Origin of the sequence: Leptospira sp. GIMC2001 (genome assembly GCF_028462125.1) — a bacterium.
GTDB lineage: Bacteria > Spirochaetota > Leptospiria > Leptospirales > Leptospiraceae.
In genome coordinates, this window is sequence record NZ_CP115468.1 from 2586297 (window position 1) to 2605559 (window position 19263).

General features: G+C 37.3%; 20 protein-coding genes and 1 tRNA gene. 8 read left to right on the top strand and 13 right to left on the bottom strand.

What is annotated here, in order from left to right; genetic code table 11:
* Positions 1 to 3: 3 nt before the first annotated feature.
* From dnaB to rpsF, 5 genes are all read right to left on the bottom strand, one after another.
* Positions 4 to 1350 carry a replicative DNA helicase gene (dnaB, locus tag O4O04_RS13465; RefSeq protein ID WP_272532273.1) on the bottom strand — a complete coding sequence of 449 codons (1347 nt, stop codon included), beginning with the start codon at positions 1348 to 1350 and terminating at the stop codon, positions 4 to 6.
* A gap of 42 nt (positions 1351 to 1392) precedes the next feature.
* Positions 1393 to 1839, bottom strand: coding sequence for a 50S ribosomal protein L9 (rplI, locus tag O4O04_RS13470; protein ID WP_272532274.1), 447 nt, complete (start codon positions 1837 to 1839; stop codon positions 1393 to 1395).
* A gap of 10 nt (positions 1840 to 1849) precedes the next feature.
* A complete protein-coding gene (rpsR, locus tag O4O04_RS13475; protein WP_272536103.1) occupies positions 1850 to 2134 on the bottom strand; it encodes a 30S ribosomal protein S18 in 285 nt (94 codons plus the stop codon).
* Positions 2135 to 2204: 70 nt separating this feature from the next.
* The gene (locus O4O04_RS13480) at positions 2205 to 2663 is read right to left on the bottom strand and encodes a single-stranded DNA-binding protein (RefSeq protein ID WP_272532275.1); all 459 of its coding nucleotides are present in this window, start codon (positions 2661 to 2663) and stop codon (positions 2205 to 2207) included.
* Positions 2656 to 2931: a 30S ribosomal protein S6 gene (rpsF, locus tag O4O04_RS13485; protein ID WP_272532276.1), complete on the bottom strand. Its 276-nt coding sequence runs from the start codon at positions 2929 to 2931 to the stop codon at positions 2656 to 2658. The genes O4O04_RS13480 and rpsF overlap by 8 nt, the downstream gene beginning before the upstream one ends.
* Positions 2932 to 3075: 144 nt before the next feature.
* Here rpsF and O4O04_RS13490 point away from each other — a divergent pair, with 144 nt between their 5' ends.
* Entirely contained in the window at positions 3076 to 3780 is a 705-nt protein-coding gene (locus O4O04_RS13490) for a hypothetical protein (protein WP_272532277.1), read from the top strand.
* Here the strand turns inward: O4O04_RS13490 and O4O04_RS13495 are convergent.
* Genes O4O04_RS13495 through O4O04_RS13505 form a run of 3 tightly spaced genes read right to left on the bottom strand, consistent with a single transcriptional unit; the run spans position 3741 to position 7672 of the window.
* Positions 3741 to 4910, bottom strand: coding sequence for a CapA family protein (locus tag O4O04_RS13495; protein WP_272532278.1), 1170 nt, complete (start codon positions 4908 to 4910; stop codon positions 3741 to 3743). The genes O4O04_RS13490 and O4O04_RS13495 overlap by 40 nt on opposite strands.
* A gap of 52 nt (positions 4911 to 4962) precedes the next feature.
* Complete coding sequence (locus tag O4O04_RS13500; protein ID WP_272532279.1) at positions 4963 to 5751, bottom strand: hypothetical protein; 789 nt, start codon at positions 5749 to 5751, stop codon at positions 4963 to 4965.
* Position 5752: 1 nt separating this feature from the next.
* Complete coding sequence (locus O4O04_RS13505) at positions 5753 to 7672, bottom strand: tetratricopeptide repeat protein (RefSeq protein ID WP_272532280.1); 1920 nt, start codon at positions 7670 to 7672, stop codon at positions 5753 to 5755.
* A gap of 64 nt (positions 7673 to 7736) precedes the next feature.
* On the opposite strand from O4O04_RS13505, the gene O4O04_RS13510 reads away from it, so the two are divergent.
* From O4O04_RS13510 to O4O04_RS13525, 4 genes are read left to right on the top strand one after another with little or no spacing between them, the layout of a single operon-like run.
* Positions 7737 to 9068 (top strand): hypothetical protein, encoded by a 1332-nt coding sequence (locus tag O4O04_RS13510; protein WP_272532281.1) that lies wholly within the window; start codon positions 7737 to 7739, stop codon positions 9066 to 9068.
* The gene (locus O4O04_RS13515; RefSeq protein WP_272532282.1) at positions 9052 to 10179 is read left to right on the top strand and encodes a cysteine desulfurase family protein; all 1128 of its coding nucleotides are present in this window, start codon (positions 9052 to 9054) and stop codon (positions 10177 to 10179) included. The genes O4O04_RS13510 and O4O04_RS13515 overlap by 17 nt, the downstream gene beginning before the upstream one ends.
* Before the next feature lie 16 nt (positions 10180 to 10195).
* On the top strand, positions 10196 to 11554 hold the full coding sequence (locus O4O04_RS13520; protein WP_272532283.1) for a DASH family cryptochrome: 1359 nt from the start codon (positions 10196 to 10198) through the stop codon (positions 11552 to 11554).
* A gap of 27 nt (positions 11555 to 11581) precedes the next feature.
* Complete coding sequence (locus O4O04_RS13525) at positions 11582 to 12217, top strand: leucine-rich repeat domain-containing protein (protein WP_272532284.1); 636 nt, start codon at positions 11582 to 11584, stop codon at positions 12215 to 12217.
* Here O4O04_RS13525 and O4O04_RS13530 read toward each other — a convergent pair.
* Positions 12210 to 13448 carry a PP2C family protein-serine/threonine phosphatase gene (locus O4O04_RS13530; RefSeq protein ID WP_272532285.1) on the bottom strand — a complete coding sequence of 413 codons (1239 nt, stop codon included), beginning with the start codon at positions 13446 to 13448 and terminating at the stop codon, positions 12210 to 12212. The two genes, O4O04_RS13525 and O4O04_RS13530, sit on opposite strands and share 8 nt — an antisense overlap.
* Before the next feature lie 328 nt (positions 13449 to 13776).
* Between O4O04_RS13530 and glnA the strand changes: the two genes are divergently transcribed.
* From glnA to O4O04_RS13545, 3 genes are all read left to right on the top strand, one after another.
* A complete protein-coding gene (gene glnA, locus O4O04_RS13535) occupies positions 13777 to 15216 on the top strand; it encodes a type I glutamate--ammonia ligase (protein ID WP_272532286.1) in 1440 nt (479 codons plus the stop codon).
* Positions 15217 to 15393: 177 nt separating this feature from the next.
* A tRNA-Met gene (locus O4O04_RS13540) sits at positions 15394 to 15467 on the top strand.
* Positions 15468 to 15483: 16 nt separating this feature from the next.
* Complete coding sequence (locus O4O04_RS13545; RefSeq protein ID WP_272532287.1) at positions 15484 to 15795, top strand: Cys-rich protein; 312 nt, start codon at positions 15484 to 15486, stop codon at positions 15793 to 15795.
* A 159-nt stretch (positions 15796 to 15954) separates the two neighbouring features.
* Here O4O04_RS13545 and O4O04_RS13550 read toward each other — a convergent pair whose 3' ends face one another.
* Genes O4O04_RS13550 through O4O04_RS13565 form a run of 4 tightly spaced genes read right to left on the bottom strand, consistent with a single transcriptional unit; the run spans position 15955 to position 19157 of the window.
* Positions 15955 to 16488, bottom strand: coding sequence for a carboxymuconolactone decarboxylase family protein (locus O4O04_RS13550; protein ID WP_272532288.1), 534 nt, complete (start codon positions 16486 to 16488; stop codon positions 15955 to 15957).
* Between the two features lie 23 nt (positions 16489 to 16511).
* Positions 16512 to 17432, bottom strand: coding sequence for a helix-turn-helix domain-containing protein (locus O4O04_RS13555; protein ID WP_272532289.1), 921 nt, complete (start codon positions 17430 to 17432; stop codon positions 16512 to 16514).
* On the bottom strand, positions 17433 to 18539 hold the full coding sequence (locus O4O04_RS13560) for an alkane 1-monooxygenase (protein WP_272532290.1): 1107 nt from the start codon (positions 18537 to 18539) through the stop codon (positions 17433 to 17435).
* A gap of 18 nt (positions 18540 to 18557) precedes the next feature.
* Positions 18558 to 19157 (bottom strand): TetR/AcrR family transcriptional regulator, encoded by a 600-nt coding sequence (locus O4O04_RS13565; protein ID WP_272532291.1) that lies wholly within the window; start codon positions 19155 to 19157, stop codon positions 18558 to 18560.
* Between the last annotated feature and the right edge of the window lie 106 nt (positions 19158 to 19263).

Sequence of the window (19263 nt, forward strand, 5' to 3'; positions counted from 1 at the left end):
CCTTTACGATTGTATTTGTGGTTCGCCGCTTATATTATCAAAGCGGCTGTATTTTGGTGTAAATAATAGTTCAAAAGTTTTGAGAGCGCCCGCTCTGTTCTTTGCAATGATAAGCTCAGCCTTACCTCGCTTTTCTGGAGGAGTTTCTTCTCCCTTTACAATTTCTTCTCTATGAATAAACGCAACAATATCAGCATCTTGCTCAATAGCACCTGACTCCCGTAAGTCGGAAAGAACTGGTCTCTGATCCTTGGATCTCTTCTCCACTTCCCGAGACATCTGAGAAAGAGCAAGAATAGGACAACCGGCATCTCTTGTCAGAAGTTTCAAATGTCTTGATACGCTAGAAACTTCAACTTGTCTTCCTTGTCCTTGCACTTTTGGATCGTTGACAAGCTGAATATAGTCTACAATTACCAATGCAGGATTCTCTGTTGTCTTGAGTTGTCTCACTCGAGCGGAAATTTCTTGAATACTAAAATTGCCCGAATCATCAATATAGATTGGTGCTGATGTAATATTCGTTATAGCATTGAGTAACGTTCTAGATTGATTGGCGGGAATGCTTCCGCTTTGCAAAAGTCTTGAATCCACTCTCGCTTCTGCGCACACCATTTTGAGTAACATCTCCATCCGACTCATCTCGGTTGTAAAAATGGCAACAGTTTTCTTTTCTTTGAGTGCAACATTTAGAGCAATATTCAGGGCAAAAGTTGTTTTACCATTACCTGGACGTGCAGCAAGAACAATCAATTCGTGAGGTTTAAAACCACCAGTCACTTCGTCTAACTCAGTATAATGGCTCCGAAGACCCATTATACCACCTTTGTTTTCGAGAAGGATTTTTACATAGTCAATTAGATCAACTCTATCGGACTCTACTGGACGCAAACCCTTAGATCTCTCCACGCGAGATATATCCATAAGAGCTTGTTCAATTCTAGAGAAAACTGCGTCATTATCACCAGGTGCTTCATGAAGAATTTCTTGAGAATCAAGTAATGCTTTATTGTATTTTCGCCTATCAGAAAGTCGCTTAATTCGACCAATGTAATATTCTAATGAATGCGTTGGAATCGTATCACGGTATATGGACATGATGTATTCAACATCTCTTGTCTCATCAGTGATTCTTGAAGTTTCTTTGAGAAGGTTGATCACAGATACTGGATCAATGTCAACCCCCATAGCGATTAGGTCGTCTATAGCACCATAGACTCTTTTGTGGATATCTAAATAGAAATCATCAGGTTTTAAGGCAAGGTCAGATTTACCCCCGGTACCCTTCATAAGAAGGGAACCGAGAAGTGCTTTCTCCGTCTCTACTTCATGGAGAGAGCTGGGGTTCATCTTCTCCCTTTACCTATTAAACCTAGAGTTCGGAATCCGAAATCAGGCTTCCCCGACTACAGTTAGATTGATATTAGCTTGAACACCTTCAGACAATTTCAATCGAATCTTGAATTCACCAGTCGCTTTGATTGGTTGGTCTAGGTCGATTTTTCGTTTGTCAACAGAGAATCCTTTAGCTGATAGAGCTTGTGAAATATCTAGAGCTGTAACAGATCCAAAAATTTTCTCGTTCTCACCTTGTTTCACTTTGATCTCGATCGCTTGACCGTCCAAAGAAGTTGCAAGACCTTTCATATCTTTTTGTCTTTTATCTTTCTTGAGATCAGCAAGTCTTTTCTGGTGAAGAGCCATTTTGGCACTTCCATCACTTGCACGAATCGCTAACTTCTTAGGAAATAAGAAATTTCTAGCATATCCATCAGCTACTTCTTTGAGTTCGCCTGCATCACCTAGATTGCTTACATCTTTTTGTAGTATTACTTTCATATTTAACCTCTTACAGAACCTTGAACGGAAGAAGACTGATGCTTCTTGCTTTTCTAATTTCTCTTGCAAGAACTCTTTGGTGCTTAGCACAGGTTCCTGTAATTCTTCTTGGAATAATCTTACCACGGTTAGTGATAAATCTTTCTAGAATATCAACTCGTTTGTAGTCAAGACCTGCTTCCATGTCTTTATCAGCACAGAATTTGCAGACTTTTTTCTTATACTTAGGGTTCTTTCTACCAAATTTCGAATCTGGGTCTTTACCTTTGTATCCGCCCTTATCGTCATCGTCCATTCCAGAATTTCTATCGCGTCTTGAATCTTGTTTATAATCTTCCATTTATTATCAATCCTTATCTTAATTGTTAAAAAGGCATGTCGTCTTCGGTAGCTGATTGATCATATGAATCATAATCAGTTGAAGAATCTGAACTGCCACTTCCATATCCGGAGTCTCCACCAGAACCTGCATTTGATTGGTTGGAACCAGCTCCAGCTGACCCGCCCAATAATTGGAGATTCTCAGTAAAAATCTTAATCCTACTCATTTTCTTGCCTTCAGGTGAGTCCCAGGAATCTAACTTAAGTCTTCCTTCTACAAGAACTTGCTTACCTTTGGTTGCATACTGTCGAATAATGTCCGCTAATTTGCCCCAAGCTTCGCAGTCGAAATAATGAGTTTCTTCCTTACGATTGCCTGCGACCGAATAAGATCTGTTATTCGCAATTGAAAAGTTCACAAGAGGAGTCCCATTTATATTCTTATATTCAGGATCCCTTGTAAGTCTTCCAATAAGTATTACCTTATTGAGATCATTAGCCATTTTGACGAATGACCAGCGATTTTAGGATATTTTGATTGAGCTTGGCTTCGTTTTCTATCTTCTCAATAGAAGCAGGTTCTGCCGTGCATTTGAAAAGAGTGTAATAACCATGATCTTGTCCATCAACTGGATGCCATAGTTTCTTATTGCCCCATTCTTCTTCAGTCGTAATGTTCACTGAATACTTGGCCAATATCTCTTTGAAGGAATTTTTGGTTTCTTCAACAGCGTTCGTTCTGTACACTGTTGTAATTTCGTAGTTTCTCATTTTTTCTCCTATGGGTATATCCCTAATTGGGATAGGAAAAACCGTTTTTTTCCATGATCTGCAAATTTAGCACCCTATCAACCTATTTTTTCAAACCAGCTTGCCAGATTCAAACCGTCCATTTTACTGAACCTTGGATAAGTTATGGAGAAACATAAACAAAATCACCTAATCACTGCCCTTGTTGGGTTCTGCCTTGCGTGCTTTTTTGCTTTTATGAGCTACGAGACACCAAGCTATCCCGTGATCGAAAACCACAATGGTTTCTCTTCGACTTTGATTGCTATGGAATTTGCCTCAGTTCCTTCAGATATTTATGGTATCATCGGTGGTCCAGAAAACGAGGAATATATGGACTATATTGACAGATTCAAAACATTGCTGTTATACGATCTTGTTCTAATTGTTCTCTATGTTGTTTTTTATATGCAATTGATCGGATTTTTGTATAGGAACTCTGCTTCACATTTACCAACTTATATTGTATCGCTATTGATTGCCTTTGCAGCTGTTTTTGACTTAGCAGAAAACTTCCAAATCCAATCCATACTGGACTCTCCATCGGCTGATAAGATGGAAGAACCTCTTGCCTATCTCGCTTTCTTAGCTTATCCTAAATGGATCTTGATATTTTCCGTGAATGCTTGGATTGGAATGAGAATTTGGCTAGATGAAAAAGGCGTCCTTCTTAAGGCAATTGCCATTTTCTTATTTACATCATTTATGTTTTTTATAGCAAGCTTTATCAAATCAAACTTAATCGAGTTAGGAATCTTATTTATCATCTTAGGACTTGGATTCTTCTGGATTTATAGTTTACTCATAATTGTCTTATCTAGAAAAATATAACCACGACCACCCTGAATCTGGATTTTTGTTCCAAGCTTCTCACATAGAATCGCATACTCTTCTAGAAACTCTTCCGCATCAATTGGATCTAAAGGATAGAAGTCATGTCCTCTATTCTGGAATTTTCCAAAGGATGGAATGAGTTCTAAGGCTACCAATTTATTTTTCAAATAATGCAATATAACAACGATATTGTGGTTTAGATAATTATTTTTGCTTCCAAAAATAAAATTCCCAAGTGAATAGATAATCGGCTTACCTTTATAGATTTCTATCCCTTGCGGAATATGTGGGTGGTGTCCAACAACGGCACCAAAACCTGCATCAATCATTTTCTGAGCAGAGCGTCTCTGGCCAATCGTAGGCTCCGGATTGTATTCCCAGCCCCAGTGTAGTGACAATATTGGATTGATATTCCGTAGTCTAGCGCGATTTCTCCTAACTTCAGATGCAATTTTTGCTTCATAGAAATATGCTATGCCTGGAGAATTCCCCCTTGCAAATAGGTGTCGATCTCCCACCTCACTTACACTATAAAGCAGAAAGTCATTTCCTTTTGCTGTAAAAAGTTTTGGTTCAAATGCTTGCGCTTCTGTAAATCCAGCACCTAACGATACAATGTTTGAGTCATTGAGCAACTTTAAAGTATCGCTAAGGCCATCTCGTTCAAAATCCATCGAGTGATTATTACCCAAGAATACTGCATTCAAATCGAGGAACTTGAGTAAATTCACATCTTCCTTAGCTCCATAGAAAACAAAAGATTTATCTTTGGTTCCAACATTTGTATCTTTTAAGATCGGAGTTTCTAAATTCAAAAAACGCAAATCAGCACGTCGAAAAATCTGTTTCCATTCTTCAAATGGCAATTCATACCCATCTCGATCAATGGTTTCTTTGACTCCCCAATTGAACATCGTATCCCCAGCAAACAGCAGTTTTGTTGTCTTCGGGAAATTGAGACGAACACCTCGCTTCGTTCGAATGATGATCTCATTTGGATCAATTTTTTTGGAAACAATTTCTTTCTGTTCCCTCGGCTCAATTGCAGCAATCTCGCCTGTGGTTGTAAAATAAGAATAAACTAGAAAAAAACTTGCGAATATTATAAAAACAATACGTTGTTTCAAAATTAAAATGCTCAAACTAAATTAAATTCTGCCAAAATTCATTGGCTATCCACTATAATTTAAATACACTCTGTGATGGATTTACTCTTTGAATCGATCGAAGTTTTGTCTGGATAAAAACTGTTTCTTTATCAGAACCAAGTTCCACAATTTTTGTCGCAAGAAATTCAGGTGGGATGGAAATTTTGCCCTCAGCTTTAGAAATTGCTTTCATACCTTTTCGAGTCGACGTCCACTCAATCGACTGAAGTCTCCCTTCCTCGAAAAAATAATCAAACTCATCACCATTCTTCTTAACAAGAGTTCTCCTTTCTTCTGGGCTAAAAAAACTTGGGTTTGCTTGGAATTCTTCGATAAAAGCTCCTGTAATCGCATAATAGATCACAGGAAACGGAATTGTGATCGCTTTACCTTTGCTTGGATCCATTATAGAAAGATCATCCATAGGTTGGGTAAATATTTTATTTTCTTTTGCCGTTTTTACTTGGATTTGATTAGGAGTTGCTAACACTTCCGAGAAAATCATTCCAAAAAAATTATCCATCAATTGGATCTTGACTTGTCCAGTTTCTTTGAGAAACCAAATCTTACCGTCTGCATTGAAGTTTTCCTTATTAGGATGAACACGATCAATACGAAGAGAAAATGAAGATATAAATGATTGGTGTTTATCTTGGATTCCAGTTATTTCTTGTAGAAACTTCTGGTTTCGTTTATCACTCATTTTGTAGTAGTTAATCTGCCTTCCTTCCGCGAATTCAATCGAATCAGGTTCAGGACTAGATAAACTCACGCAATGCGTAAGTAGAAAAACAATTTGAATCAATAGAAATAATTTCACTTTAAGCCTCTGAATTCTTTTTGGAATCGGTTATTTTTTTTTGTATTTTCTGAATCTCGATTGGATCTTTGGATACAGCAATTGCTTTCTTCCAATATTCTTTAGCATTCACAATATCTTGCTTTGCTTTATAGACATCACCAAGATGATCAAAAACCGTAGCATCTTCCATTCCTTTATCAGCCATCATCTGCTTCGCAAGATGTAGATGAAAAATCGCATCATCCAATTTTTCTAAACGAAAATAAATCCATCCCAGACTATCTTGGTATGCACCATTATCTGGTTCTAAGTCCACAGCTTTTTGAATTAGCCTTAAAGATTCTTCTTTGTTGATTGATTTCTCTGCAAATAAGAAACCCAGATAATTATAAGGAACTGGATTTTCTGGAGCGTATTCAATTGATTTACGCAAGTCTTGTTCCATCGCAGTAAAATCATTCAATTTCTCATAGATTAGAGATCGAAAAAAGAAATATCCAGAGTTGTTAGGATCATTTTCTAAAGATTTATTAGCTGCATTGATCGCATTTTTATAATCAGTTTTCTGAAAATAAGCATAACCTTGCAGATACCAACCCGTTCCATTGGCTGGATTCTTAGCAATCAGTTCGTTTGCAATTGTTAGTCCTTCATCACTTCTCTTGATTTTATCGCTAAGAAGAATATGGCCTAGATGCATCTTGTATTTATCTCGTTCGTCTCCCTCTGGAGAGATTTCTACAGCTTGTTTGCTATAAAGAATCGCTCGATTCGGGTAACCCATCTCATCCATACAATTTGCCATAAACCAATAGTTATATGCTAGACTTTTCGGATCAGATCCGTTCGATCGAATGATTTTATTGAGATCACTGGACAGATTGTACGCAAGCTGAAATTGTCGCATGCTATATGTAAGTTCCGACACAGATTTCATTTCCGCAATCTGATCGGTAGCTGAATACTTTGCCATAAGCACTTCTATCCAAGCAAGTCTTGCTGCAATTCTTGCATTATGATTAGGAAGAAATTCCCTTAGAAACGGTTCGGATTTTTTCCAATCTCTTTTCATTGTTGCAAAAAGTATTTCTACAAGATGATTTTTGGGAATTTTGTCTTCGTCTTCAATCTTTTGAAAATAGGTGAAGGATGTTTTTCTCGATTCAACAAAATACATTTCAGCAAGAAGAAGCTCTACTTCTTTATTGGATGGATTCTTGACTAATATTTCCTCTAGTATTCTTTTCGAAGCGCCAAAGTCACCTAACACATTGTAGATTTGTGCAACTTGAAACCTTGCATCTAAATCATTTGGATTCATGAGAAGGTATGCTTGATAAAAAAATAAAGCTTTCTTCGGCTCACGCAATTGGTAATGCAAATCAGCCAAATTTTTCAAAACGTGAATTTTGTATTTGGGATTGCCTTCGCGCTTTTGGATCGAATCATGAAGGGATGTAAAATAAAGAACAGATTTATTCAGACGACCCAATTCGCGATTTACAGATCCCAATAGAAATAAGAAGTCTGAGTCTTCGGGAAAGGAACTAATTTTTGACTCCAATAGATCGGTAGCTGGGATCAATTTACCTTGCCGAATCAGGAGTTTCGATTGGAAAAAAATTGCATCCCGATTCTTGGGATCTTTTTCTAAGGCTCGGTTTGCCTCATCTTCTGCTTCCTTATAATTCCCCAATTCCATTTGGCTAGATGCTAAATTGAGATGAGTAAGGAGATTTACCTTTGTTGCATCTTGGCATTTTAGATATTTCTTATAATTTTGGACTGCGTCTTGGTGGCTTGCTAGACTCTTCTCCCGATCGCGATAGAAATTTGCCTGAGATGCTTTGGATTGATGCCTAAGAGCAAGCGATAAATAGATATCGACATTGCTAACATTGCAAGGATTCTCACTATCTGGCTCAGACTCCGCTTTCATTGAGAAAAAGTGGACGGGGGATAGATAAAAATACGATAGTATAATTAGGAATAAGGGGATTTTTTTGAAGAAGCTCATTCGGGATAATATCGTATACATACTCTTAGTTCTGTTCCTGTGGGCAATCACTTTCCCAATTGTTTACTGGAAGAGAGATTGGATTTTTTCAAAAATAACATATTTCTGGAGTCCACCCGGCTATAAACCAGATGTCGCTGAGTCTTTTATCGGTAAAGGGGATGCTTTCTTGATACCAAGGGGTCTCTCAGTCACAGAAAAGATGAAACAAGTCATCTCAGCTGACGCTCCACCCACTCTTCCACCGATCGATCTCAATTTAATGACACAAGTTTGCAATCATGCCAAACAAAGACAACATAGCGATCCATTCTTAGACTCCCCAACATGGAATCAAAAAAAAGAAATGCTCACAGGCAAAATTCATGTTGATGATCGGGAAATGGTTTTGACTTTTGATCCGAAACTCTACTGGAAAACATACAACCATCTGGTTCTAGAAGCATTAGATTATTATAAAAGAGCTCTGAACTATTCAGGTCCAGAAATCCGTGTTCCTCTAAGAATTGAATCTGTCGCTCGCGCAACTTGTCGGGAAGCAGAGATTTTGCTTGCATATACGACACATGTCTATCAGACAGAAGAATTTATTGAACAAGAATATCTTAAAGAAGAGTTGGGTCGTGAGAATCCAATTCGGAGACCATCCTGGTTTCGAAAAATCTGGAATCGAATACGTGGTTATAAACCTCTACCTGAAAGACTTCCTTTGGAATCTACTTTAAGTCGCAAGCAGATCCAGTTGAGAATATGGGATAAAATCCGAAATGGTGACGTAAGTGAAATTACGAGATCAGATTTTGTAATGAGCGTCGGCAAAACTTTGAGAAATGTTTCTAAACCATTGGATGTATCTTCGCCTAGAGAGGCATTAGAAATGTATGAGAGATTGCTATTTTTTGTCTCGAATCAAAATTCACCAATCGAATACAGAAGATATCGCAATCATAGAGGAGAAATCTATCTCCGACTTGCAAAGGCTGAACCATCTAACTTTGCTAAAGCGATACTTGAATTCCGTGACGCAAGTAAGATTCCAAATATAGATCAAGTTCCGCCAGAAATTCTGCCTGCACTTTTGGTCGAATCCTTCGCTCTTGAATTGGGAATTGCCAAGGTTTATTTCCAAGAGAAGAATTATCCTAAGTGTTTATCATACTTAAACGGGATGCAGGAACAATTAAGAAATATTGACGAGAGATCCTCATCTGGTTCCGTGGAAGATAAGAAGAGTCTACTCAGTGAATTTCGATTTATCAAGAAGACATCTCTGCGGAAATTAGGAAGATTTGAAGAAGCCGATGAAATCCCCGACTAAAATTCACTATTTTGACTACAATGCAACCCACCCACCCAACTTTTCTATTTTAGAAAGAGCTTGGGATTCGTATAAAAATGAATTCTTCAATCCATCTGGTGCTTCTAGATTTTCTCTTGGGAACCAAGGCAAAATTGAGGTCGCTCGAAAATATTTTTCCAATCTTTCTGGATACCCAATGCGTGGAATCGTGTTCTCATCAACAGGAACAGAAGCCAATCACTTACTCATTGCCGCACTCAAATTAAAATTCCCAGACACTACAGCAATGTATACTTCACCGTTTGAACATGCGAGTTTTTATTCTGCATTGAATATGCATGGAATCAAACCTGTATTACTTAAGACAGATAAAACGGGACTCGTAAGCGTTGATGAGCTTCGTAAACTCATGGAATATCTTCCCTTACCTGTAGGAATCATCTATGCTGGCAATGAGACTGGCGTGATTCAGCCAATGGAAGAAATTGGCGCCCTTGCTCGTGAGTTTAGCGTACCTTTTGTAACTGATGCCATGCAATCTTTCGGTAAGATGATCATGAATTTTGAATCTGTGGATGGATTCAGCTGCTCTGGACATAAAATCGGTGCAGGTCCAGGCTGTGGTCTTACAGGAATTCGCGAAAATCTAGAAACAAAAGACTGGGGATTTATGCGAGGTGGGAATCAAGAAAATGGCCATCGTGCAGGAACAGAAAATCTTCCATCCATTCTCAGCTTTCAATTTGCAACCCAAAGCAAACTTGAAAATCTTCAAACAAAAGTGGATCGCAATCTAAATTTCAGAAAAAAAATTGAACAAGAACTCAAAAACCTTGGCTGTGAAATCGTAGCAGAGAATTCACCCAGGCTCTCTCATACGATTTTTTGTTTGATTCCGATTCCTGAATTGGACTTCTTTATCATGGGGCTTGAAGAGCGTGGTGTGATCATCTCGACCGGTTCTTCGTGCAAATCTCGCGCAAGAAATGCATCTACAGCGTTAACCGCAATGGGATATTCCAGTGAAGATGCCCTTCGAGCAGTAAGAATCTCTTTTGGTGACGGAACTGAAGAAGAGGATATCGAAGCTTTGATTACAGGCTTTAAAGAATTGATCAAGCAACTCTAAACAAAAGGTTGCGAAAATGATAACTGGATTAGTCTTATTTCGAAATGATCTAAGACTACATGACAATGAAAATCTAATTCGAGCTATCGAATATTCGGATTGTTTAATACCTTTATTTGTTCTATCAGATCATTTAGCTGGATACAATTTATATCACAAACATATCCAATTTCCTAGGATGAATCCTTTTCGAGCTCAGTTCTTAATTGAATCTATTTACGATCTTAGAGAACAACTGAAAAGGATTGGCAGCGATCTTATCATTCGGCAAGGCAACTCAGCAAAAATCATAGCAGAATTGTGCTTTGAATTCAATATCGACAAAGTATTTTTCTCAGAGCTACCCTGCACTTACGAGAAAGAAGAAGAAATTGAAATCACAACTATTCTAGATAAAATACAAGTCAGTTATTCAATCACAAATATGGATCAATTGATTCATTTAGATGAATTGCCTTTTTCTTTGGATAATACTCCAGAAGTTTTCACTCAATACAGAAAACTCATAGAAACCAAATCCAGTATAGCGCTTCCTCTTCCTAAAATCGGACGAGCTGCAGCAATTCCTCAAGGAATTGAAACTGGAGATATTCCTGAAGATTTATTGAAATTAGGACAGTCAGTACGGATCGATCCTCGAGCTGCAATCCAATTTCAAGGTGGTGAGACTCAAGGAATTCGCCGTATAACAGATTATATCTGGATTCGAGATAGAATCAAATCCTATAAGCAAACTCGAAATGAGATGATTGGTGAAGATTATTCTTCCAAATTTTCTGCTTGGTTATCTCTCGGTTGCGTATCTCCACGATTTATTGTCCAACAGATTCGCAAGTATGAGGAAGAAAGAACCAAAAATGAATCCACCTATTGGCTTATTTTTGAGTTGTATTGGCGAGATTATTTTCGATTGATCGCAGCAAAGCATGGATATAAATTATTTCAGCATAGTGGAATATCAGGCAGCATCAACAAAAGAAAAACGGGATTGGAATCCAATCAGGAAGAAAATTCCTATCAAAATATAGAAAACGCAGAGTCTGAATTAGAAAAATTTGAACAATGGCGAACAGGATGTACGGGAGTAGCATTCATTGATGCGAATATGAAAGAGCTTCTCCTAACCGGCTTTATGTCCAACCGAGGAAGGCAGAATGTAGCAAGCTTCTTTGTTCACAGTTTAAAACTCGATTGGAGAATGGGAGCCGAATGGTTCGAAAGCCAATTGATCGATTATGATCCAGCGAGTAATTATGGCAATTGGGTATATCTTGCGGGCGTAGGAAACGATCCACGAGCAAGAGAATTCAATATTGATAAACAAGCGAAAACCTATGATCCTGATGGTAAATTTCAAAAACTCTGGAACAGTTGAAAGAGTCTAAACCGAGAAAGTATAAAAATGAATTTTAAATTACAAACAACCCTAGTCTTATCACTCACTGCGATTCTACTCACTAGTTTCTGTATGCCGCCTAGAGAAGTCTCTCTCGTTGAGATTTTCCAGGATGATCCGGACAAAACGTCCTTATCATTGAATCATAAAAGAATCACTGATTCGCTTACAATTTTAGGAAACTATCCCAAATTGATTGATATAGGCCTCAACTATGACGGAATTGAAAGCATACCTGATTCGATTGGTCAATTGAAAAACCTAAAAAAACTTAGTCTTTATGGCAATAGTATTAAGAATCTACCGAAGGAATTTGGAGAACTGCAATCCCTGGAAACTTTAGTTCTAGGTAAAAATCCGATTACTGAAGTTCCTATTCAATTGAAGAATTTACCAAATCTTAAGATTGTATCCCTTGATGAAACGCTAATTCAATTGACGGAAGCTGACGTTGACGTTCTTTCTAGCTTGCCATCCCTTGAAATACTGGATCTTTCCGAGAACCCCAATTTCAAAAATTTACCTTCGAATATTCAGAAATTGAATTACCTCAAGCAGATTCATCTTAAGAAAAATATACTGGAGCATGACACGAAAGTTCAGTTAAAAGAAGCTCTACCAAATACTGTATTGATCAAGTGACATCGAGAAGAAGCATGGTGAGATCGTCTCGGATATCACCGGCTGAATAATTTAGAATTCTAAGTATGCAATTCTGAATATAGCGATTGGAATCTTTTATTTTATTTTCTTCTAGTAATAGCTCGAAAAATGGATAAAGTCCCAAATATTTATTACTTGGATTGAAGACTTCATAACAGCCATCTGAATAAAAAACAACTCGATCCCCAACTTTCAAACTAAACTCAGTTTCGAAATATTCAATATTCTCGATAGTTAAAAGCGGAGTATTCATTCCATCTAACTCAATGATTTTGCCATCTCGAATGATAACAAGAGGCGGATGGCCAGCATAAGAATAGATCAATTTTCTTTCTTTCTCATAGTAGCGAACACAGGCAGCAGATACATGGTGGTTTACAACAACAGTCCGTAGATCAATATTTAATTTCGCAAGTAAATCAGCCGGTGAATCCTTAAGACTAGATGAATGACGAAAGGATAGAACAACCATCCCAGAAACCATAGTCGCAGATATTCCATGACCCGAAACATCACCAAACAAAATATCGATGTAATTTTCATGCTTTTGGTAATGAATGATATCTCCACCAACCTTTTCAAAAGGACGAAAATATGTTGTAAATTTAGAATACTTAGATTCAGGAAAATCCAAAGTAACTAAATTTTTCTGAGTTTCCTTAGCCATTTCTAGATCCGAGTGAATCCTTTCTCTCAGTTCTTCAATGGATTCATGTTTATCTAAAGATTTCTTGTATTCAGATATGTTATTGATCCTTAACCATATTTGTTGCAAATGATCCGATTCAATAACAGCGTAAATGGATAAAAGAAAGACATCAAAAGCAACACTATCACCTTGATTACTTTTATGATTGCTATTTATTTTCACTTCAACATTGGATAGATGATAATTCGATCGAATGAGCTTACCAAGAAAATACTCAGGATCTTGAATCATAGTGAGTAAAATACTCAGAATCTTGGGAGAATCCAGAGAACTATCGTCCAAGATAGATTCTTCTTGAGCAAATCCCAATTGGGCCGCCAAACTTGGATTTATTGAAGTAATACTAGCAGATTCTAGAATTTTTTGGATCTGAGTTTCTATATCCAGCTTTGTGGAAACGGGTGGGCTTATCGAAAAACCTGCAAGGCCATCTCGAGAAGTGTTAAAAAAAACCTTGGCTGGATGAATGTTTTCTTGGAGAGAATTAATGGATTGTGTCATATTTAAATTAAAATCTCTCAAGATCTTTATATTGAATAATATCGGAATCTTGCTAAAGAACGTCAACCCCCTAATTCAAGAAACGAATGACTCGTTTTAAAGCAAATTTAACAAATTTGTCTGATTAATACGCAAATCCCCATTGACAATATTTTAATCTTTTTGCTATTATTTTGATCATTATGCTAATAATAAGGGCGCATCATTTCGAGATCTGCTAAAAATTTCGTCATTTTGGCTTTTCTCGTAGCTTTTTGTCTGGCATAGATTTTGCTTTCTATAATGAGCAAGAAGTTTAAGCGAAACAAACTTCACAAAAGGAGATAGTATGTTTAAAACAGCGAAAGAGGCTATTGACTTCGCAAAGAAGCAAGGTATACTTTTCTATGACTTTCGTTTTACCGATATCAAGGGAGCTTGGCATCACGTGTCTTATCATGTGAATTCCATTACAGAGGAGTCTTTTGACGGACTACCTTTCGATGGAAGTTCCATCCCATCTTGGCAACCCATCAACCGTTCAGACATGCAATTGATTCCAGAAGCTGGAACTGCATTTATGGATCCGTTTACTGCCGACAAGACAATGGTAATTTTTTGTGATGTTTATGACATTTACGAAAAAAGAGCCTACCATAAATGCCCAAGAAGCATTGCAAAGAAAGCACTTAAATACATGGAAGAATCAGGTATTGGTGATACAGCATACTTTGGTCCAGAAAATGAATTTTTCATTTTTGACAGCTTAAAAGTAAGAGATGAGATCAACTGCCAATACTATGAAATTGATAGCGTTGAAGGAATCTGGAATATGCACGAAGAAATTCCAGGCAAGAATGCAACAAAAATTACATTCAACTCTGGACATAGACCAGGAACAAAAGGTGGATACTTTCCAGTTGCACCAGTTGACTCACAAGTTGATATCCGAGCAGAGATTGTAAAAACACTTCATGAAATCGGATTAGAAACTTTCGTTGTTCACCATGAAGTGGCACAAGGTCAAGGTGAGATTGGAGTCAAATTTGGAACACTAATTGAAGCGGCGGACAATGTTCAAAAGCTGAAATATGTTGTAAAGAACGTAGCTCACAAACACGGTAAGACTGCGACTTTCATGCCTAAACCACTCTACGGAGATAATGGTAACGGTATGCACTGCCATCAATCCATCTGGAAAAACGGAAAGAACTTATTTGCTGGTAACGGTTATGAAGGACTTTCTGATCTAGCGATGAATTATGTTGGTGGAGTTCTTAAGCATGCAAGAGCGATTGCAGCTTATTCCAATGCATCAACCAACTCATACAAAAGATTGATTCCTGGATTCGAAGCTCCTTCCATCCTTGCATATTCTGCAATGAACCGTTCTGCTTCTTGTCGTATTCCTTTCGTTAGGGGAGACAAAGCAAAAAGGGTAGAATTCCGATTCCCTGATTCAACAGCGAATCCATATCTTGCATTTGCTGCGATGCTAATGGGCGGAATTGATGGAGTTCAGAACAAAATTGATCCAGGACCACCTCGTGAAGAAGATCTTTTTGAATTGAGTCTAGATGAGATCCGTGAAAAAGGAATCCGTCAAATGCCTCATACTCTTAGAGAAGCTGTTGAGGAAATGCTTGCGGACAGAGCGTTCTTGAAAGCAGGTGATGTCTTCACAGAAGATTTCATTCACACTTACAAGGCGTATAAGTTTGAGACAGAAATTTGGCCATGGGAAGGAAGACCTCACCCATTCGAGTTCATCTCTACTTATTCTTGCTAAGAAACTAAACTTACAATATCTCCCAAAGCCAGGGTTAACTACCTTGGTTTTGGGGATAAAGTTCCCTACTTTCTTTTTTATTCTTCTTTTTCAAAGAATTTGACCCACTCTTATCTTTAAAAAAAATGGTAAAAAGCAAACTCAAGAGTTTGTTTTTTCTGTCGAATAGTTTGAAGAGGCGATGTAGCTCAGTTGGTTAGAGCGATGGAATCATAATCCACAGGTCCGGGGTTCGAATCCCTGCATCGCTAAGAATAGGAGACAACTATGAAAATCTTAAGAACTTCCATAAACAAAATAGTTCTATCGAGCCTTTTGATGATAGGAATTGGGATTTTTTCCCAAGTACCTTTGCAAGCCGAATTCGAAAAATGTCCTGCAGCATGCAGTCAATACTACAACTGTGTAGTAGAGAGAAACCCAAATGCAACAGCAGATCAGAAAGATATGCTCAAGAAAGGTTGCGAACTCAATTGCAAGAAACCAAAATATTACAAATCTATTGAAGCTTGTTATGACAAAAGCAAAAACTCTTGTCAAGTCTATTGGAACTGTATCACAGCAGCAGTTCAGAAATAAGAAATTTACTCAATCTATCCGTGCCAATGTTTGATTTGCATGGATGGCTTTGACTATCTTGATAACCCGAGGCAACTCGGGTTTTTTATTTTACAGGCAATTGATTTAAAAACTGAATTAGTTTCTGATTTCCTTAATAAAAATTTTTCTAATCAATTCTTAGATCTCTTCGGCAACCGGGAAATCAACAGGAATTTGAGTGATACCATGTATATAATTGGAGATAATTTTATCTCCGACAATGACAATCGCATCGATCAAATTTTCTTCTGTATATCCTGCATCAAAGAAATTCTCAACAAGCTTCGCATCTGGTTTGCCTTTTGTTTCCATAACGGATTTAATCAATCTTGTCAGGGATTTAAGTTTAGGATTAAAATTGTCTATTCCCTTACGAATTTCCATAATTTCTTGATCACTAAAACCTTTCATTTTACCGATTGCAGTATGTGCACTTAGGCAATACACACAATGATTGAACTGACTTACCACTAAGTTGATAGCTTCTCTCTCTTTACCACTTAATGAAGATTTGGCGTTTTGGAACTTGAGATATGAATCAAGGGCAAAATTTGATTTTCCGATGGTTGCATAAAGATTGGGAACAAAACCCAATCCAGCCTTAAGATTATCAAAAATACCTTGGTTGGTTGAACTCACTTCTTCTTTGGTTGGAACTGTAAATACTCTCATAATATCCCCTTTATGAAAATATATTACTCTGCTTTTATGAGCCTGTAAATGTCAGAATTCCCTTTTTTCTTGTCAATATTACCTTTTGCTGTGAAATTTATTGGATTCATAAATTGCTTTTTGAATTCCATAGGTGAGAAGTTTGTTTTTTTCTTGAATAATTTACTCAATTGAGCTGAATCCTCGAAATTCAACTCTTCAGTAATTTCTGTTAATGATTTATTTGAATGGAGCAATAGTCTCTTAACTTCCAATATTATTCTATTGTGAATCACGCTTAATGGAGAGATTTGATTGGATTCCGCCATAAGATTACTCAATGAATTCGGAGCAATTCCCAGAAGAACTGCATAATCAGAAACTTTCTTTTTGGTTCGAAAAAATTCATCAACTAACATATGATATCTTCTAATCTTATCAAGATTTACGGAATCTAAACTGTTTAAATTTTTGTTTTCCTTTACAATCCTTGTAATTTGAATGATAAATCTTTTCAATAGAGCAAGCAACATTTCATTTTGGATCGGATCATCAATCTTCAATTCTTCTATAAAAACGCTCCATAGCGCGTCGAACATTTGCTCTTTACTCTTGGGAATTGAAACTATAGGAATTTCTTGAGCTCCAAAGAATAAGATTCCGTTGCAAGACACTTCATGATCATGATCACGAATACAATAAAAATCTCGATTAAAGAAGAAACTCACAATCCCGTTCGAGCGCTCATCCATTCGAATATGATAGAGAGAATTTAAAGTCGCTAATGAATTTGCTGGCAAACTAATCCACTTATCATCACAAAAAAATTCTTTTGTCTCATGCGAACGGTTCCACAAAATATGCATGATCTCTTTTCTGGATTGATGAATATCCTGGATCATTATCCAATCATCCGTATAACCAAAGAATGATCCCTTCAATAGAATCTCATGGATTAAAATCATTTAAACTTCTACTGCAATTTCCTTAATTTTCTCATAGCGATTAGATTTCCAATTCTCCAAGATCGGGTTCATGATCTTTCTCCACAGAGGTGGAACCATCGCAACAAGAATCATCACTTCATAACCTGCTGGTAGTTGCGGACTTTCTTCAAAATGACGAAGCGCTTGATATCGTCTTCCAGCATTTGCATGATGATCCGAATGTCTTTGCAAATGGAACAAAAGTGCATTGCTTAAAAAATGGTTAGCGTTCCAAGAATGAATAGGTTGTACTCTTTCAAATTTACCGTCGGCAAATTCCCGTCTCTTCAATCCATAATGTTCGATATAATTCACTGATTCCAGCAAGATGATTGCGATCAGGGATTGAGAATAAAAGAAACCGATTGCAATCCACTGGATTTCATGAGTCAATAAAAAGCTGACAAGCAATAAGAATCCAGAGAAAGCAAGAACCACAAGCGGATACCAGAGCATCTCGTTACGATAGTGAAAGGCAGATAGATTTTTTTTGTTAAGTCTAGTTGTCTCAATATCCCAAGCACTTTTGAGTCCGCCCCAAATAGTTCTCGGAAGAAATCGATAGAACGATTCTCCTAAACGAGAGGTTGCTGGATCATCAGGAGTAGATACATTGACATGATGTCCTTTATTATGCTCGATAAAAAAATGCATATAGGACACAGTCATATAGATCATTTTGGAAAGGAATTGTTCCCATTTTGTATTCTTGTGACCTAACTCATGACCTACGGTGAATCCGATTCCACCAGTTATGATTCCAATAGATAGTAAAAATCCTATCCCTTCATAGATTTCGAGAGAACTCTGTGTTATGTAGATAGTTGCCCATATAACAAAGCCAACTTGCAAAAATGCCCATAGATACGTAAGATACCTATAGAACTTTTGATTTTGGAGATCGGGAACTTCATCTTCACTTGGATTGGTTGAATCCTTGCCAATCAACAAATCCAGAATCGGAAGCAATACAAACACAAGTATTGGCACTGAATAGAAGTAAAGGCCACCGAGCCTTGTTGCTAAGTAGACTAACGGTGGCAGTACGAAACAAATTAAGTAGGTGTACTTTTTGAACGCAATCATATCTCCTCCTAGGAGGATCTATTCGTTACCTAATTTCTTACTATCAAGCAATAATCCAGAAGCAAGGAACGGATAGACCTTTTGTAGCATATCACTTGTCTGGGCAAAAGTTACTCCTTGTGGATCTAGCATTCTCTGAAAAGTCGTTCCAATCAATATGCTTAACAACATATTCACCAGATCTTTATTCTCAATTTGCAAATGATCCGTAATGGCATTACGATAGATATTTAGCCATTCCATCAAAACACTCAACTTATGCCCCTCCTCATTGTAGCGATAAACATCGCAAACCATGAGAATGACGCTCTGGAAATAGAACTCTTTTGCGTAAATGAATTGGAACAAAACTTCAATCGCTACTTGTGTCGACTGATCTTTGTTGCGAATCTCCATTCCGTAGAGCTGTGCCACATCATCATTTGCGAGTAGATGAACCATTTGTTCAAAAAGAACATCTTTGTTCTCGAAATAGTGATACAAAGTGCCCGTTGACACTCCAAGTTCCTTGGCTAACTCTCGAATAGTAACTTTTGAATATCCTTTCCTAGCAAATAACTGGAAGGCTTTCCTAAGCAATTCAGCTCGGTATTCATCATGATTCACAATTTTGGGCATTTCATTTTCCGTCCTATTTAGAACGCTTGTTCAATCTTTATTCTATTTTTATTTTGATCAAGCGTTATTTTATATTTTTTTCCTAACCGAGTTTTTTTTTAAAAAA

Bases quoted from the DNA above. Each gene is read 5' to 3' on its own strand.
- O4O04_RS13525 (WP_272532284.1), top strand. From the start codon at position 11,582: ATGAATTTTAAATTACAAACAACCCTAGTCTTATCACTCACTGCGATT.
- O4O04_RS13550 (WP_272532288.1), bottom strand. From the start codon at position 16,488: ATGAGAGTATTTACAGTTCCAACCAAAGAAGAAGTGAGTTCAACCAAC.
- dnaB (WP_272532273.1), bottom strand. From the start codon at position 1,350: ATGAACCCCAGCTCTCTCCATGAAGTAGAGACGGAGAAAGCACTTCTC.
- O4O04_RS13560 (WP_272532290.1), bottom strand. From the start codon at position 18,539: ATGATTGCGTTCAAAAAGTACACCTACTTAATTTGTTTCGTACTGCCA.
- rpsR (WP_272536103.1), bottom strand. From the start codon at position 2,134: ATGGACGATGACGATAAGGGCGGATACAAAGGTAAAGACCCAGATTCG.
- O4O04_RS13545 (WP_272532287.1), top strand. From the start codon at position 15,484: ATGAAAATCTTAAGAACTTCCATAAACAAAATAGTTCTATCGAGCCTT.
- O4O04_RS13530 (WP_272532285.1), bottom strand. From the start codon at position 13,448: ATGACACAATCCATTAATTCTCTCCAAGAAAACATTCATCCAGCCAAG.
- O4O04_RS13565 (WP_272532291.1), bottom strand. From the start codon at position 19,157: ATGCCCAAAATTGTGAATCATGATGAATACCGAGCTGAATTGCTTAGG.
- O4O04_RS13480 (WP_272532275.1), bottom strand. From the start codon at position 2,663: ATGGCTAATGATCTCAATAAGGTAATACTTATTGGAAGACTTACAAGG.
- O4O04_RS13505 (WP_272532280.1), bottom strand. From the start codon at position 7,672: ATGAAAGCGGAGTCTGAGCCAGATAGTGAGAATCCTTGCAATGTTAGC.
- O4O04_RS13520 (WP_272532283.1), top strand. From the start codon at position 10,196: ATGATAACTGGATTAGTCTTATTTCGAAATGATCTAAGACTACATGAC.
- O4O04_RS13490 (WP_272532277.1), top strand. From the start codon at position 3,076: ATGGAGAAACATAAACAAAATCACCTAATCACTGCCCTTGTTGGGTTC.
- glnA (WP_272532286.1), top strand. From the start codon at position 13,777: ATGTTTAAAACAGCGAAAGAGGCTATTGACTTCGCAAAGAAGCAAGGT.
- O4O04_RS13555 (WP_272532289.1), bottom strand. From the start codon at position 17,432: ATGATTTTAATCCATGAGATTCTATTGAAGGGATCATTCTTTGGTTAT.
- rpsF (WP_272532276.1), bottom strand. From the start codon at position 2,931: ATGAGAAACTACGAAATTACAACAGTGTACAGAACGAACGCTGTTGAA.
- rplI (WP_272532274.1), bottom strand. From the start codon at position 1,839: ATGAAAGTAATACTACAAAAAGATGTAAGCAATCTAGGTGATGCAGGC.
- O4O04_RS13515 (WP_272532282.1), top strand. From the start codon at position 9,052: ATGAAATCCCCGACTAAAATTCACTATTTTGACTACAATGCAACCCAC.